Below are 16,273 nucleotides of genomic sequence, written 5' to 3'. Positions count from 1 at the left end.
GATTTTTTCATCATCATATAAAAAAGAGGACCTCAAAAAAAATTGCCTTATACCAACAATATCAGGCTGGCAGCCATGACAGCCATTCCCGCGATCAATCCGTAGATGGCGTGGTGATGCTTGCCATATTCTTCGGCTGCAGGCAGCAGTTCGTCGAGCGAGATAAAGACCATGATGCCGGCAATCACTCCGAAAATCAGTCCGAATATCTGATCGTTAAGGTAGGGGGCAAGCAGCAGATAGCCGATAAACGCTCCTACGGGTTCGGCCAGACCGGAAAGGAAGGAAAGACAGAAAGCATACTTACGGTTGCCGGTGGCATAATAGATCGGCACCGAAACCGAGATACCTTCGGGGATATTATGGATGGCGATGGCAATCGAAATCGGTATGGCAATGTTTATATCTTTCAGTCCGGCAAGGAAGGTAACCATCCCTTCGGGGAAGTTATGGATACCCAACACCAATGCTGTGATCAGTCCCGTACGGAGCAGGTTCGGGCGTCGGCGTGTACCTTTTCCGATCCCGCCGATGTGTTCCATCGCTTCGACCCGTCGCATCTCGTGCGGATTCTCCCGGTCGGGCACCAGTTTATCGATAAGCAGGATAAGCAGTACGCCGGTGAAGAAAGAGAGTGCAGCATAAAGAATGCCTTTCTGTATACCGTGAATTTCCGAGAGCCAAGTGACGGCATTGGGCATCAAGTCCATGAACGAAACGTAAATCATCACACCCGCCGAGAAACCCAGCGAAACGGACAGAAACGAAGTATGCGTGCGTTTGGCAAAAAACGCAATGGCACTGCCTATACCGGTAGAGATACCGGCAAGAAGTGTCAGCAGAAATGCAAAAAAAAGCTGTTTATCCATTGTCTTTTATCTTTAATCTATTGCGCACTTGGCATATTCTTTGCAATCTGGCGGTTTATATTTCTGTCACAAGAAACCCTATCTTTTCACCTTAAATCATATACCATCACCTCATCACTCTATTTAAACTGATAACACCAGAACGGAAAACCGGACATCTTGATCACGGCCTCGGAACTTGTTTTCCCTGTTTTGGGATCATAGGTGTAAAATCCCGAGCTCTTTTCTCCCCATACGGAGAAGAGCAGCAGATCATCATACGGTGCTATATGCGTTGCATAACAGCAGGTATTCGGAATAGGTAATCTCTTCACTGTTTTAGCATAGATATCAATTTCGACCGAGATCACTGAACGGTCGCGCAGCCAGTTGTTTTTTTTCGGGTCCGCCCAGTAGTTAGGAATGTCCATCATTCCATAGAGTTTTCCGTTACCAAGATAATGCACAGAAACCAGCCATTGTGCTTTTCCCGTTTCACCTTCTATAAATTGATCGTTAAATACCCAATTATAATCCGTATCTATCTCCTGCGTACCTTTTTTTATGCGGAGAATACCTGTCTTGTATTCCGGATTAACTGAGAACGATCCTCCGGCCACATAGTAAATATCACCTTTCTCATCCTTAAAGACATTCTTCTGTATGCCGTACGGATAACCCGCGTTGGTAAGTCCTGATTTTTTTTCCTGAATATGTTTAAGCACTTTATCTGTCTTCACATCAATAATCAACATATCGATTAAGGGGGCTCCTATGGGTTGACGCTGCGAATTCACCTGCCATAAAGGAACGTACATCGTCTCTCCGTCGATAAACATCGAACCGCTATAAGGGACGGCTACTCCCTCGGCAGCATAGGAACTAATATCTATCGAACCGGTTAACGTCATTTCCGAAGGGTTAAATATCAATATTTTCCCAGTCATAGTAGCGAGGTAAGCTTTTTCTTTTGAGAAGATCACACCATGTGTAGCAAAACTGTTTACCGGCAGTTCGAGGCTCGCTCCTTTTGCAAGCATACCATCTGCGTTGCGTGTCCATCTCTGGAATGTGTTCGATTGCCCATAGTCGGGCATCGTAAAGATGTCATTTCCCATCACGGCCATTGGAGGCATACCAAAACCGATCTGGTATGCCGGCGAATTATCGACCGTTTTTAAAGAGATGCCTTTTATAAGTTGCAGCCATGCTGTACCAGATTGTCCGTCGGCATTGGTAAGCATGGAAACAACAGCAAGATCACCTTTACCTCCGGCCGGAACGGAAGGTCCATCCTTTTCACAGCCCATCAGCGTTAAACCAGTAAAGCAGATAAGCCCCACCCATTGAAATAATTTACTTGTTTTCATTTTGATACATTCTTTATTAATTAAAAATCCATGAATTAATTGTTCTTTTTTCATTTCAAGACATACCGCAGACGTACCGAAAACGTGCGTCCGGGTAGCGGATAATTAAACTCACTGAAGAGCTTTGCACCGGTGACATTACCTAACTTCCCTGATACTATCAAAGTACCTCCAAACATACTGTATTCGACACCCACATCTACGCGAAACGAACGCGGGATGCGACGTTCCTGATAGATACTCTGTTCAAAATCGTAAAAATACTCTTCCACAAATGAAGCGTCAGTAAAAAGACGGGTATTGGTATTACGTACACCGAAAAGATTTTCTTTATGAAATTCAAGTCCGCCATTAGCCATCAAATAGGGAATATTGGGCATCCGCAGTCTTCTGGTCGGGTTGGGGACCTCACTATCGGGTTCATATTTACGGGTATCGCGCAAGTCTTGAAATGTAATGTTGGCATAGCCATAAAGCCACGAGAGCATATCTGCTTTTACTTCGGATTCGACTCCAAGCGAACGCATTTCACCGAAATTCTCGTACTGTGTCTGAATAATATTTCGGGTCTGGCGGACCATGTCCTTCAAATAGTTCCCGAAAAGGTTGACTTCGATCTGAAACATGCCGTGAGAAACTTTTTTATCCCAAATAGCTCCGATATTCATGTTCATTCCCCGCTCGGGCAATAGATCGCCCGAAGGCGCTACCAGATATCCGTCGCCTATCAGCTCGCTTTCGGTAGGAGTTCGCACCTCGTAAGCCGCAGAGACCTTGCCCATCAGTTCTTCAGTGAATCGGTAACGTAACGCATTGCTGATGCCCCAATAGTGCTTCTTCAAGTTGACGGGAATCTCCTTGTGCGACCCGGTCAACTCACGCAGCTTCGTTTCCATCGAATAGAAATAATATTTGCCCGTAAGAGAGTTCAGCAAATGGTCGTCAGGTGACTTATAATCATAGCTCACACCTGCCACCAAGCTGTTCATTTTACTGTCAAAGTTCGTCTTGTATCCGAGAGCGCGATCTTTCAGTGTATCTACTGGATTCCCGTGCGCATAGACTTGCGAGATATGAAGATTGAATGCATGTCGCTCCGAGAGAATATAATTCAGATTGAGCTTTGTAACAATATGAATCTTATCAATCGTACTGTTTGACGGAGCTATCCCCGTTTCCCCCCCCAAAGGATGTACAGGTACATAAGGTTCCATCTGCCAATTATAACGGTGCATCGCCGTATCGATATAGTTGAAACGCGTAAATGCTGCTGCACCACTGAAGTCCAAGTCTAATCCGGCGGCAAGAAAATCTTTCTTTTTCAATTCAGTTTCCATTACACCAGCCATCGACTTACTATGTGCATGCTGTATATTCGCAAATATCCCCTGTATCTGTTTCCTGTTTTTAATCCCTTCCAATGTAATTTTTAATTCATCAAAATACCATTTGCGCGCTTTTATGCCGAGCGCTCCTGCGATAGCTTCAAAACGATCGTGATCACGCTGAATGATCAACCCCTTATGATAAGGGGATTCCATCGTATAATTATTGTCGGAATAAGTGTAAAAGCCACCGCCTCCAAATTCAATGCCGGGCTCAGGCAAGTTACGCTTTACAACAGCTGTAGCCTTATGTGTATTGAATGATTCCATCGCATATGAAACATCTAAATAACGCGGCGGATATTCCCTTAATACTACATTCACAGCCCCTCCCATAGCCGAACCTCCAAATTTAGCAGGTACTACGCCTTTATAAATCTCGATGCGATCAATCAGACTGATGGGAATATCATTGATATCGATAAAATCAGAATGTTCATTCATTGGTGCATCATCAATAAAAAAACCTATGCGTTTACCTTCCAATCCGCGTACGGATAACCGCGATGCACTGCCCACACCGCCTTGCGTACGAATGGTGACCCCCATCGTCTTACTGAGAATATCTGTTACATCACTTACCGATCCGGCAAGCTGAGCAGCCGAAAGTACTGTAACGGGCATCGCCTGCTCGCGTAGCTTGCGAGCTTCGCTTTTAGCAGTAACGGTTATCTCTCCGAGCGACTGGGTCTCGGCTTTCAAACGCACGATCAACTTTTTCGTCTCACCCTCACGTAGCGTAATTCTCTCATGTTGCGTATGGTACCCCATATATGAAATGGCGGCTTCGTAACTCCCAGCGGCCAGTCCGTTAAGGGTGAATTCGCCGTTCTGTCCGGCTGCGTCACCACGCTTCAATTGCTCGATATAGATGCTGGCACCGATAAGCGGTTCTTCGTTCTTGGCATCAATTATCACACCGGTAATACGCGCCGTCTGCGCCCAAGAGGGCAAAGCCATGCAGAGGCAAACCTGCAAAATACTCAGCGTAAAAAGTATTTTATGTTTCATCTATGCACCGCTCTGTCTTTATAAGTAACACGCTCTATTCTTTGCTGTACGCTTCCCTCCTGACTGCACGGCAGGTTTGCGACGTTCTGTCTGTTTAATGGATCTTTCGATCATCCACGATTCTTGACACAAGCGTATACCATTCACACCTTGTACGATGGTACTTGCCTCACTGTTAATAAAATTTGTAATACTCATAATGCTTGTTCTTTTTATATTCGTTATTCTGTATATCTTGGGCGTATGTTGATACGCCCCTACGTACCCTGTTTCTATTGGGCGACCACAAGAGTTCGCCCCTACAACCCAATGCCTAACACCCAAAACCTATAATACCTTATACAATTAAAAAATAGCGAGGCGTGCAGGCCTTGTATTTCCGGTAGCTTTCGCCGTAAGTGGCTTCGCAATAACGCTCTTCGCCAAGGATAATGCCATGCGTAAAAACAGCAAACGGTAGCATGACAATCAACAGCCACAACGAAGCCGTAGCGATACACACGCCCAGCATGCCGAGCATGAAGAAGAAATACATCGGGTTGCGCGAGTAACGGTAGATGCCTCCCTGAATCGTTTCACCCGGTTTCCCCGCTTTATACGAAAAGAAAGACCAGATGAACAATGCAAAAGCGATCAGATAAACGATCGTACCGACAGTAAACCAAGCCGTCCCGAACTTAAACGGCGCAAAAACGGATACGATCAACACTGCTGCCTGAGCCGCCGAACTCAGAAGTGCATATCGGCGATCCCGAGGGGTGTACCACGACGTATCGACTGCCCGTTTGCCCCCTTGGGGAAAGAGCATCATAAAAATAATTTGCACCAGCAACATAGCGAACGACGGTACCCATCCATTCAGCCACCCTATCTCGAATGTTGTGAAAAAAGAGAGTTCCATATGTTTATATTATTTGATTGATTTCTTTAATGATAATAACGATGCGGCAAAAAAGAGTGTATGGACCAGGTTGTACCATCCTCCGGCAATCAAGACCTGGAAAGGTGCCGGAAGTTCCACCCACACGAAGTTGAGCCACATTGTAAATAGTGGGTTGAAGAGAAGTATCCACAGAGGATAATCGTTCCGGCGACGCAGCGTCATGACAGTAAATATCGTCCAGCCCGCCGCCATCAGCCCAAATAAGAGCATACCCAGATAGCCAGCATATTCTGCAAGCGGCTTGATAAGTTCGGGATGTCCTTGTGCCGAAACAATGCCGAAGGCAGGGAAAAAGCCATGATAAGCTCCGTCCACCATCCAACCTGCAGCAAAGATGGCAAACATCACCCGGGCAGAACGCCGATAAGGCTTCTGGGTGCGGAGGTAGAGATGATACGCTCCCACGATGTACAGCAGCGCAGGCAGGGGACCTAGCAAACCGCCCGCTACCAATCGCCCGAAAGAGACACTGCCCATCGATAGCAGCAATTCGTCGTGCCTATTGGCGAAATTCTCCGTTGTAAAGTAAAGCAGCATATCGCCAGTGAACATCAGCAAACTCGCCACAATTCCGATGTATCCTGTCAACTTGATTCTTTTATCCATATTTTATACATTTTTTTAGTTACAAAATTATAATAAACGAACACAGCCCACAATCCCTAAAAGTAAGTATTTTTACCTATAATACTACCTATTTATGAGGAGAAAAATGTTAAAATCACACAGGACACTTTCCCTCTCTTTGCGGTCTATGTCTTTTTAACCGCAAAAAACGCAAGGGCAGACACACCCAAAAACTCCCCTAAAAACTATACTTCGCCTTTATCCATACTTCGGAGTTGTTTCGGTAAGTACCGAAGATGCCTTTGTCGCCGCCGAACCAGTCGAAGCCCGCCAGCAGATGTATCTGGTCGCTCAGAGCATAGTCGGCAGCAAAGCGACTGAACCAGCCTTTGTTGTCGATGTCGAAATAGGTGAAGTCGGAGAGCTGCAGCGTGCTGTTGAACAGCTTCTTCGATACGTTGAGCGTCGCCAGCGTGCCGTTGGGTTGCTGTGAGATAATGTCTTCGTACCCGAAGATATGCTCCGAAGAGCACTGCACCGACAACGTCCACTCGTGCGGAGCATACCAATCGACGCCCACCAACCAGTTGAGCGAGTTGAAGCCTCGTTGCGGAACACCGGCTGCCTCCATCGTGTAGCTGAAATGCTTGTCGATGTTGTACGCCGCTTCGCCCCGCAGCACGAACTGCCCGAGCGGCTTCGACACATCGCCGCCGACAAAACCCATACGGTAGTATTGCGGCGAGACGGTGATTTCGGTCATCGAAGGTTTATATTGCAATACAGGCATCTTGTTCCACGTATACAGCCCTGCCAGAGCGAAGTCGATACCTGGCAGAGTGAAGCTCAAACGACCGCCGTATTCGAAGTTCGAGAGGCGGAATGCAGGACGACTGCCCTTGTCGTCCCACACGACCGGCAGCGGTGAGTCTGTCGGCAACACACTCCACGGATTGGAGGCGTCTACAGGCAACACATATCCCTCGAAGGTAGGCACGGCTACGGCTTCGAGCTTTATCTTGTCGTTGAAGACGAAGAATCGCAAGGCATTGACAGGCATACGGATGTCGTCGTAGTCTTGTGCCAGAAACTCTGTCATATCCATCGGAGAGACGAGGTCGGTGATACGTACGCCGTCGGCTGCTCCCCAGATGACGAGTTGCCGTCCGGCACGCAGTCCCCAGTGGTCGCCGCGGTGGTCGAGGTACGCCTCACGCAGTTCGAAGCCGGTACGGGCTTTCAGCAGAGCATTGTACGTTGCGTTGAACGAGACGAAGAGCGACGACCGCCCGAAGTCGCGTCCTATCTCGCCGCGTACACGAGTGCGTGAGCTCATCAGGTTGTTAGGTTCGTCGGTACGCATAGCGTGATACGTATCTACAAAACCTTTGATACGCCAGATACTTTCTTCGTAGGTCTGTGCGTGTGTCGATATTGCCGCATATAATAGGGCAAACAGAAGGATGATTGTATGATGTTTCATTTTGGTTGGGTTTTAGGTGTTAGGTGTTGGGGTTTAGGTGTTGGAGAATTGGAAAAGGTTTTTACCTTCGACATAAAGCGGTTTATCATCTTGCTTTCCTGTTCTATTATCTCAAAGATAGGATCCAATTCTTTGTTATCTATTATAGATAGTTCTTTAAGCACAATTAATTGTGTTTCCAGTTCGTACAGCGAGCCCAAGGCTATTTCCAGAAAACGCCTGAAATCGACATCGCTTTGCCGACTGCTGCCTTCTGCAATATTAGTTGGAATAGAAACTGCAGCACGTGTCATCTGACTGCGTATGCCGAACCGCTCTTCTTTCGGCAATTTCTCTGCTATCTTATAAATGGCTTTGGTTATTTCTATTCCTAATTGCCAAATCTGTAACTCTTTGAATTTACGCATAACTTAATTTAGGTGTTAGGTTTTGGAGATTGGGTGCAGGGTAGCCTAATACCTAAAACCCAACACCCAATACCAGCTCAAAAACTTCCTTTCTCCAGCGTCGTTACGTTGAATTTCGCCTCTTCGAGGGGGACGTTGTATTTCGGGTTGTTGATTTCGAGAATGGTCTGGTGCTCGGTCTGCACGTTGGTCATCTGCATCTTGGCAGCTGTCCAGAAACCGTCGACCTGCCGTATATCCGATATCTCGAGCCTGCGGTGCAACTTGTTCATCTTGTCGTAATACTCCACTTTGACGGGTATAAGGCAGTCTTGACGTATCCACGCTATCTTCTTGGAATAGATATCGCGACTGTCTTTCGGCGTCGACTCGAGCTTCCAGCACTTGTATCCGTCGACGGTCTCTTCGCCGAGCAGCTTGTGCGTGTCTTCGTCCACGTTGCGGCTGCCCATATCGTCGTAGGTGAAGTCGCTGCCCATAAAATAGTCGGTCTTTGCCGACGAGCCGCTGATGCGTCGTGTCTTCTTCATTGCCGGCAGATAGAGCCATTTGTCGTCGTCCTTGCCCACCTGGTCGTAGTCCCACGTAAGGAAGCCCGTGCCTTTGACATCGCCCGGATAGCTGAAAAACATCATCGATTTACGGTCTTTTTTGTTCTTACCCACATCGATAGAGTAAGAGACGAGTTTACGCTCGCGTACGCTGCCTCGCTTGTTGACGAGTTTCATTACCATTTCCGACCGACGTGTGTCGCCATCGGGACGGTCTTTTACCTTCTGGGCGATGTCTCGCCCCGTCTGTGCCTGTGCAGCGGTTGCCAATGTGATGAGTACCGCCGAGGCAATTGTTCTGATTGTTGTGTTCATATTATTTTTATGTATTAAATTATAAATGCTATTGAATTGTTATATATTTCGTTTATATACCGTCTCGAACGGTTGTCTGAAACGTTCGCCCCATACGCCGCCTGCCGTACGGATACCGCACGAGACAATCATATTGATTTCCGCCGAACAGGGCAGTCGCAAGATACGCTTCACCAGAAGGCTGTCGAACCCTTCCAGCGGACAGGTATCGTAGCCCTGTTCCGACATCGCCAACATAAAAGTTTGAGCCACTAAGGCACAACTCTTATGGGCAACGACACGTATATCTCCTTCGGAGACCTGGCGTATGATGGGACGGAAAAGCCCTGCGACCGACACCAACAGTTTTCGGAACAGTCCCAACAGACCGAAGCAGCGGGCATAAAGAAAAGGTATCAGCTTTTTATAGTAAGAATCCCACAGACGGATACGTTTAGCCTGTTTTTCGGTAGGGCTGTTGCGACCGACATTTCCTTTTTCGAAAGCAAAAGCGGTATTTGCCCGCTGCCGATACAGGTCGCGGCGTACCACGAAGACAACCATCTCCTGAGCGGTGGTTGCCGACTGCTGGTCAAGCGAGGCAACAGCTAACCTCTTCAGGAGTTCTCCGTCGGTAATGTGATACATCTCGAAAAGCTGCATATTCGAGCTTGTCGGGGCAAGCAGAGCCAGCTCCAGACATCGACGAACCTTTTCGGTGTCGATAAGCTCTGTTGTGCTGTATTTACGCACAGCACGGCGATGATTCAATATTTCTTCAAGGTTCATAATTATTCTTCTTGTTTTTATGTAATCTAATCTAAAGTATTGGGTTGTAGATACGCCCATTGGGGCGTATCTATGGAATCCCCGTTAGTGTTTTTATTTTTTCTCCTATCGCAAGTAATACAAAGGGTTTCGCAGTGGTTGCAAGATTTTTCTATTTTCATTCTATCCATATTTATTGCGTACTTTGTATATTCCTTTGCTTACTTTGCGATTAAAACCTTTCACCGCAAGAGGTGGTCGCTATGAAATCACGCTCCGGCAAAGCGGTATTCTGCCTGAATATCTTCGGCAAGACAGGTAAACAACTTCTCGGTCAGCTTGTCCGTTACGTCGAGAGCCGCTTCGAGCATCTTGTCGGAAAACGATTGCAGCAACTCACGTGCACGTATAGGCTGTGCCTTGTATATCTGCAAATACTGCTCTTCCATCTCGCATTGCCGCTGTGCCGTCTCGGCTTCGAAACGCGAGTATGTGCTCTGAATGAGCGGAGCATAGCGATTAAAATCGACCATTCCCAATGTCTGCACCTTACGGAACTTCCAATAGGCAGAGTCTGCACTCGAACGGTTGGTTCCCTTCGTGTACGCCTCGGGGTACGACGTTATCCCCTGATACAGTGGCAAGAATACCCCCAGCACAGCCATTCCCATAGACATATAATCGACACGCCCGATAGCCTGCGGCAGCTCTGGACGTACGTGTAGGATATGTGTCTGCGTGGTACGGAAGATAGATACAGGGCGGTACTTCTCCTTCGGGTTGCGGTGCAGATAGGGGTCGTGCTCGGTACCTTGGTAATGGAAACGGAATGCACGTCGTATGTCGTCGAGGCTCAGCGGCTTGGAGGCTTCGGCAAATACAGGGAATGTGTTGCGTGCCACGTCGTTCTTTATCTGCGGGCTAAACATCGCCTGCAATCCCCATACGCGGGGATAATTGTAGGTGGTGTCGAGCTCTATGTCGCGGGCATAAGCTTCGTGGAAGTCGAACTCTCCTTTGGCGGGGTCGTACAGTCCGTGCTCGCGGGCAAACTCTATCAAGTCGGCAGACGCCATATAGTGCTCCGTATCATTGGGGTCGTACTTTCGGAAACGACTCTGATTGCCTGTCACGAAGTACTTGTCTTCGGGCATACGGCAAGCCAGCCAGCGATGTCCGCAAGCGGTCTCGAGATACCATATCTCGCTATCGTCCACGAAGCCGATACCGAATCCTTCGGCTATTCCGTGGCGTTCGATAAGTTCTCCCAGACGCCGCACCCCTTCACGTGCCGTGCGTACGTACGGCAACACGATATTGAATACCGAGTTTTCGGCAACGCCGTCCTCGACAAGCGGGTCGGCTTGCAGAGCCTTCTCGTTGCTGAAGATACTCTCAGTGGCACTCATACCTACGCCCGCCGTGTTGAAGCCCGCACTGCCCCAGTGCCCCGGCAGATGATACGGAGCTAACGCCGTATAGCCGAGTGCCTCACGTGGCAGCTCGCAGCGAAAGGCGCTGTCGCGGGCAACGAATGTCTCGGGACCTTCGGCAGTGTCTTCGTAAATCTCCAAGTTTTTGGCAAACATAGTATTCCAGTCCTCAGACCGTGCCACAATCATCGAACCGTCGTCTGTCATCTTATTGCCGACTATCACGGTCGTGCATTCCGACGGATAAATGCTTCCTTTTTCGTTAATCTTTTTACTATTCATATCTATAAAATTTTATTTGTTATTTATTTTAATGTTTTGTGTAACTGTGTGGAAATGATTCGGTATTACGATATCTTCGTGTAAAATCACATTGCGATAACGGTTCGATATTGTCAACCAACATTTTTCCATCATTCTCCCAGCAGTGCTCAATATCATTTCTCACAGCTACCTCAGTTTTCCCTACTTCCCTGCCATTCAGCCAGATTCTCGGGAGGCCAGCCGCTTTCGGTTTTCCCCTTTTTGAAACGAAAATCGCATACGGCATCTCCGTGCCCTATCGTTTTGGTTCTGAAAAATCCTATATTCAGTCTGCGAAACATCGGATAATCGCCCAAACAAAGATATGGCACATATTTCCGAGCACCGTGCTTTACGTAGAATTTGTGAATGGCACATTCCGACACATCCTGTCCGAAAACGAAACTACCGTCGACACAAGGCACAAAACTGGAAACGAAGCCTTCCGTATATGACAAGGCGGCAACACGTTCCATCGTCTTTTTACGCTTTTTTACATACCACGGCACGAACATCAGTTTTCCCGCAAGGGTGCCGAATACGGCTGGAATTCGAGCAAAAAAAGCGTCGAAACTTTTATAAACGATTTCGCCGATGACTCGCTCCGAGAGCCCTTCTTTTTCGAACGCTCTGATATATGCAAGCAGTATGACACTGCCTACCAGATTGCGTGTACCGGCTACTTTCTTACCGCCGATATAAGGTATTTCGGGGATAAGCGTCTCGTATTCTTTCAAAGCGATTTCGTGTACCCTCTCCGACTGCTCGGGCGTTATGTACGGAGCGGCACTTTTTCGTACACACCGAAACCATTGCTCGAACTGCTTTATCATATTCGCGTGTTGCTTCGTGTAATAATCCGTAAAATCATTCGTTTTTATCATAGTATTCTCCTTCTTTTAATTTTATGTTTAATTAATCTCGTATGTTCGTCAGAGCGTATCGAGGCTCCTACGATTTTGGGGTTGTTTTGGGGCAGGGGAAACGTTTTTCCGTCCAGACAATCCAACCGCTCCGTTCGTAAGAACTCACGCATAAAATGCTTTGTAGACAAAGCCAACTATCCGCACAACCGTATCGAACGGTGACAGAGAACATCGGTATTATATTTTTGTTTCGTGTACATATATCTAACCTTTTATTATTCAAAAACTAATGCAACTTTCGGCATAGAGGTATTGGGTTGTATATACGCCCAATATGAGCGTATATACGGTATATCAATACCCAAACACCCAATAACCTTTTATTTGAAAATATAGAGATCGATAGGATTACCCGTTGTGGTGCATACGTGTTTTGCCTCGCTGTCTGCGGGGTTGTATGTGAAGAAGCCTGCTTGCTTGTCGCCGTAAGCTCCAAAGAAAACCTGACCGTTATAGAATTCCACTACCACGCTATGGCTATCGCTCAACGGGACACCTTTCACTCTGGTAATCGTCTTAGCTTTCATATCTATAATTACAGCCATACTGTTTTTCGAGGTATACGGATTTTCGCCGTTCAATTCTATGATATTGACATAGGCGGCTACCTTACCGTTGCCTATATATTTGCAGTTGAATATCGAGGCTGGTTTGTAGTTTTCGTCGGTGCCGATTATCACATTATCCTTTATATCCCACGATTTCGATACGTCGAATTCGGTACTTCCCGCAGGGATACAGACGAAACCGTTATTGAGATACGTCGGGTTAAGTCCGAAATTGCCCGTGCAGGCAATATAGATATCGTTGTGCTCGTCGGTGAAAATCATATTCCTCAACATAGGTCTTGTCGGGAAAGAGAGCTTCGATGTCTTTTCGGATATAATCTTCTGTACCTTGTCTGTTTTCGTATCGATTACAGCCACATCTACCTGACGATAATCTTCGTAAGGCATAAAGTTTTCGTTAATCTGGTCGAGTGGCAGGTAATAGAGTCCGTCGCGTACGATACCGAAAGCAGGCTCGGGGCTTGAGTCTTTGTGCGAATAAGGTTTAAGGTCTATCTCGCCCGTCTTCTGCATCGTCTCGATATCGACAATCCACACCACGCCCAAAGTGTAGAACGGCACATAGGCTTTCCGATTGGTTACTTTAATAATATTGATAGGCATTGTGTTTGCCGGCACGTCCATTTTCACCATATCGGTGAGCTTCTGTGCCGAGAGGTTGTAGGTATAGCGCTTTATGTTATTGTCGGCATCTTTGCCCATAGTGGGGAAAATAAACACGCTGTTGTCTACGACCATTACCGGACTCGAAAAGCCCAACGGAATGGCGTTGGAATTATCGATACTCCCAGATATATCGGGAACCAGCTGTAAGAACGACGAACCGCTCATACCTTCAGGATTCTTAACGGTGGTCTCAATTAAAAATTTACCTTTGCCTCCATCGGGTACATTCGGAGTGTCTTTTTTGCAACCCGTCATCACTACTGCGGCAATACAAGCCGCTAAAAACATTTTTTTACACATATTACTTGATTAAAAATTTATTTATAAAATGATTTATTGTTATCTAATTATCTAAAAACGTATCATTTAAGCACGTATCTTATTTTTATGCCGAAGCTACGTCCCGGTAGCGGACGGTTGAATTCGGACAACGCGCGTGCACCGGTCAGGTTTTTTATTTTTCCGGAAATAAAAAGACTGTTGTTGAAAAAACTGTGTTCGAAGCCGAGGTCTATCGTCGTACTGCGTGGGATACGCCGCTGTCCGGCAGCCATCTCGAAATCGTAAAAATACTCCTCCACAAACGATATGTCGGCAAAAATACGGGTATTTTGCCCCTTGCCTCCAAAGATATTCTCCGTATGAAACTCCAGTCCTGCATTGGCAAGCAGATACGGAATATTGGGCATACGCAACCCCTTCGTCGGATTTGGGACAGAGCTGTTCTCTTCGTATCGTCGTGCATCACGGAGGTCTTGAAACGTAGCATTGGCATATCCGTATAACCAATGAGTAATATCGGCTTTCACTTCGGCTTCTACTCCTATCGTACGCATCTCTCCGAAATTCTGATACTGTGCCCCTATAATACCTTTCGTATAACGTATCATATTCTGCAGATACATAAAGAATCCGTTTATCTCTATTTGCAGGTTGCTCGGCTTTTTGCCCGTCAGGTCGTACAGCATACCGATGTTGACGCTCGTATTGCGTTCGGGCAACAGCGCCTCCGACGGCGATATGGTATATCCGTCGCCCAGCAACTCGGTCTCGGACGGTATCCGCACGTCGTAACCCGCCGACAGTTTCCCCATCAGGTCGGGCATAAAACGATAACGCAAAGCGTCGTTGATACCGAAGTCGCTCTTGTTCAGATTCACGTCCTTATCGCCCAATCCGAATATGCTGGCGCTGCGTGTATTCATCGTATAAAGATAATAACGAGCGGTCAGCGAGTTGAGGAAACGGTCGTCTACGCTACGGAAATCGTAAGTAAGCCCTCCTGTCCAACTTCGCATTTTGGAGTCGAACACCGCCTTTTTGCCTATGCTGAGCTCCCGCATATCGTCTTTGGGATATCCGTCGGCAAAAGCAAAGTACGAGTTGAAGTTGATGGTATGTTGCTTGCCTATGAGATATTCCAGATTCAGCTTGTTTAATATCGTAAACTTTTTGTTTCGGGCGTCGGAGGCGTACCTGTTGCCCAACTCTCCCCCATACGGAGATACGGACGGATAAGCATTGCCGTTCCAGTCATACCATTGCTTTGCCGTATCGACAAGATTATAGTCGGTGTAAGCCACAGAAGTAGACATATCGAGGTCGAGCCCCTCGATTAGGAAATTATCTTTTTTCAGAGTATTGGCAAGAATGTACGCACGCGACTTTATGAATGCCTCGCGTATGTCGGTCTCTATGCCCTGAATATCTCTGTATGTACCGACAAATACGGGCTCGAACTCTACCTCGTCGAACCACCATTTTTTAGCTTTCAACGACCCGCCCAACAACAGCTTTTTATACTTGTCGTGATTGCGTTTCACCTTTATATTATTCAGGTGCGACAGCTCCATAACGTAGTCGTTGTCGGAATATGTATATCCTCCTCCTACACCGAATACGATACCTTTTTCCTTAATGTTTCTTTTGACAACGGTCTGTATCTTATGAGTATTGAACGATTCGACAGCATAACTTGCATCGGCATAACGGTCAGGGTACTCTTTGAGGACTATATTGACGGCACCCCCCATTGCCGAGCCGCCGAATTTGGCAGGTACTACGCCTTTGTACACCTCGATACGGTCTATCATATCGATAGGTATATCGTTGATGTCGATAAAATCGGTATTGTCGTTCAAAGGCGTTTCGTCGATGAAGAATCCTATGCGTTTGCCCTCCAGCCCGCGCACCGAGAGGCGTGTAGCTCCACCTACTCCGCCCGACGAACGCAGGGTAACACCTACCGTTTTGTTTAGCACATCGACAATACTATTGACCGTTCCGCTAAGCTGATTCATCGATATGACCGAGATAGGCATAGCCTGTTCGCGTAGTATTCGGGCTTCGCCCTTTGCCGTTACGACGACCTCTCCGAGCGACTTCGACTCAGCTTGGAGACGTATCTTTATCTGTCGTGTCTCGCCCTCGCGCAGTGTAATCTTCTCCGTCCGTGTACGATAGCCCATATACGATACGATGGCAGTATACGTGTCTGCCGCAAGTCCCGAGAAGGCGAATTCGCCGTTACTCCCTGCCGCATCGCCCTGCCGAAGTTGCTCGATGTATATGTTTGCACCTATCAGCGGCTCTTCGTTCGCATCGTCGACGACAACACCTCTGATACCTGCTGTCTGTGCCTGTGCGGCGGTCGTCAATATGATGAAAGCAGCCACTGCGGCAATTGTTCTGATTGTTGCGTTCATATTCTATATATACATATTATTACGCTGTTTATTTTTAAGAGATA

13 protein-coding genes are annotated in these 16,273 nt (G+C 47.1%); all 13 read right to left on the bottom strand.

Features of this window, described 5'->3' with window-relative positions; all coding sequences use genetic code 11:
* Nucleotides 1-47 precede the first annotated feature (47 nt).
* The gene (zupT, locus tag BFO_RS07040) at nt 48-869 is read right to left on the bottom strand and encodes a zinc transporter ZupT (protein WP_014224961.1); all 822 of its coding nucleotides are present in this window, start codon (nt 867-869) and stop codon (nt 48-50) included.
* A 119-nt stretch (nt 870-988) separates the two neighbouring features.
* Complete coding sequence (locus tag BFO_RS07035) at nt 989-2,218, bottom strand: hypothetical protein (protein WP_155642564.1); 1,230 nt, start codon at nt 2,216-2,218, stop codon at nt 989-991.
* A 50-nt stretch (nt 2,219-2,268) separates the two neighbouring features.
* A complete protein-coding gene (locus BFO_RS07030) occupies nt 2,269-4,614 on the bottom strand; it encodes a TonB-dependent receptor (protein ID WP_014224959.1) in 2,346 nt (781 codons plus the stop codon).
* Nucleotides 4,615-4,951: 337 nt separating this feature from the next.
* Nucleotides 4,952-5,515 carry a methyltransferase family protein gene (locus BFO_RS07025; RefSeq protein ID WP_014224958.1) on the bottom strand — a complete coding sequence of 188 codons (564 nt, stop codon included), beginning with the start codon at nt 5,513-5,515 and terminating at the stop codon, nt 4,952-4,954.
* 9 nt (nt 5,516-5,524) lie between these two features.
* The gene (locus tag BFO_RS07020; RefSeq protein ID WP_014224957.1) at nt 5,525-6,163 is read right to left on the bottom strand and encodes a DUF6796 family protein; all 639 of its coding nucleotides are present in this window, start codon (nt 6,161-6,163) and stop codon (nt 5,525-5,527) included.
* Nucleotides 6,164-6,362: 199 nt separating this feature from the next.
* On the bottom strand, nt 6,363-7,607 hold the full coding sequence (locus tag BFO_RS07015) for a DUF1302 family protein (RefSeq protein ID WP_014224956.1): 1,245 nt from the start codon (nt 7,605-7,607) through the stop codon (nt 6,363-6,365).
* A complete protein-coding gene (locus BFO_RS07010; protein ID WP_014224955.1) occupies nt 7,604-8,014 on the bottom strand; it encodes a four helix bundle protein in 411 nt (136 codons plus the stop codon). The genes BFO_RS07015 and BFO_RS07010 overlap by 4 nt, the downstream gene beginning before the upstream one ends.
* A 77-nt stretch (nt 8,015-8,091) precedes the next feature.
* A complete protein-coding gene (locus tag BFO_RS07005) occupies nt 8,092-8,880 on the bottom strand; it encodes an outer membrane lipoprotein-sorting protein (protein WP_014224954.1) in 789 nt (262 codons plus the stop codon).
* A gap of 39 nt (nt 8,881-8,919) precedes the next feature.
* Entirely contained in the window at nt 8,920-9,648 is a 729-nt protein-coding gene (locus BFO_RS07000; RefSeq protein ID WP_014224953.1) for a nitroreductase family protein, read from the bottom strand.
* Between the two features lie 248 nt (nt 9,649-9,896).
* Nucleotides 9,897-11,342 (bottom strand): C69 family dipeptidase, encoded by a 1,446-nt coding sequence (locus BFO_RS06995; protein ID WP_014224952.1) that lies wholly within the window; start codon nt 11,340-11,342, stop codon nt 9,897-9,899.
* A gap of 173 nt (nt 11,343-11,515) precedes the next feature.
* On the bottom strand, nt 11,516-12,247 hold the full coding sequence (locus BFO_RS06990; RefSeq protein WP_014224950.1) for an L-2-amino-thiazoline-4-carboxylic acid hydrolase: 732 nt from the start codon (nt 12,245-12,247) through the stop codon (nt 11,516-11,518).
* A gap of 362 nt (nt 12,248-12,609) precedes the next feature.
* Nucleotides 12,610-13,812 carry a hypothetical protein gene (locus tag BFO_RS06985; RefSeq protein WP_244262892.1) on the bottom strand — a complete coding sequence of 401 codons (1,203 nt, stop codon included), beginning with the start codon at nt 13,810-13,812 and terminating at the stop codon, nt 12,610-12,612.
* Nucleotides 13,813-13,886: 74 nt separating this feature from the next.
* Nucleotides 13,887-16,229: a TonB-dependent receptor gene (locus tag BFO_RS06980; protein ID WP_014224947.1), complete on the bottom strand. Its 2,343-nt coding sequence runs from the start codon at nt 16,227-16,229 to the stop codon at nt 13,887-13,889.
* Nucleotides 16,230-16,273: the final 44 nt, after the last annotated feature.

It is taken from the genome of Tannerella forsythia 92A2, assembly GCF_000238215.1.
Taxonomy (GTDB): domain Bacteria; phylum Bacteroidota; class Bacteroidia; order Bacteroidales; family Tannerellaceae; genus Tannerella; species Tannerella forsythia.
Note: the sequence above shows the minus strand (reverse complement) of the source record. Positions and strands in the feature narration are given on the sequence as shown.

Excerpts from the sequence above, each read along its gene's own strand:
- zupT (WP_014224961.1), bottom strand. The coding sequence starts at position 869 with ATGGATAAACAGCTTTTTTTTGCATTTCTGCTGACACTTCTTGCCGGT.
- BFO_RS07035 (WP_155642564.1), bottom strand. The coding sequence starts at position 2,218 with ATGAAAACAAGTAAATTATTTCAATGGGTGGGGCTTATCTGCTTTACT.
- BFO_RS07030 (WP_014224959.1), bottom strand. The coding sequence starts at position 4,614 with ATGAAACATAAAATACTTTTTACGCTGAGTATTTTGCAGGTTTGCCTC.
- BFO_RS07025 (WP_014224958.1), bottom strand. The coding sequence starts at position 5,515 with ATGGAACTCTCTTTTTTCACAACATTCGAGATAGGGTGGCTGAATGGA.
- BFO_RS07020 (WP_014224957.1), bottom strand. The coding sequence starts at position 6,163 with ATGGATAAAAGAATCAAGTTGACAGGATACATCGGAATTGTGGCGAGT.
- BFO_RS07015 (WP_014224956.1), bottom strand. The coding sequence starts at position 7,607 with ATGAAACATCATACAATCATCCTTCTGTTTGCCCTATTATATGCGGCA.
- BFO_RS07010 (WP_014224955.1), bottom strand. The coding sequence starts at position 8,014 with ATGCGTAAATTCAAAGAGTTACAGATTTGGCAATTAGGAATAGAAATA.
- BFO_RS07005 (WP_014224954.1), bottom strand. The coding sequence starts at position 8,880 with ATGAACACAACAATCAGAACAATTGCCTCGGCGGTACTCATCACATTG.
- BFO_RS07000 (WP_014224953.1), bottom strand. The coding sequence starts at position 9,648 with ATGAACCTTGAAGAAATATTGAATCATCGCCGTGCTGTGCGTAAATAC.
- BFO_RS06995 (WP_014224952.1), bottom strand. The coding sequence starts at position 11,342 with ATGAATAGTAAAAAGATTAACGAAAAAGGAAGCATTTATCCGTCGGAA.
- BFO_RS06990 (WP_014224950.1), bottom strand. The coding sequence starts at position 12,247 with ATGATAAAAACGAATGATTTTACGGATTATTACACGAAGCAACACGCG.
- BFO_RS06985 (WP_244262892.1), bottom strand. The coding sequence starts at position 13,812 with ATGTTTTTAGCGGCTTGTATTGCCGCAGTAGTGATGACGGGTTGCAAA.
- BFO_RS06980 (WP_014224947.1), bottom strand. The coding sequence starts at position 16,229 with ATGAACGCAACAATCAGAACAATTGCCGCAGTGGCTGCTTTCATCATA.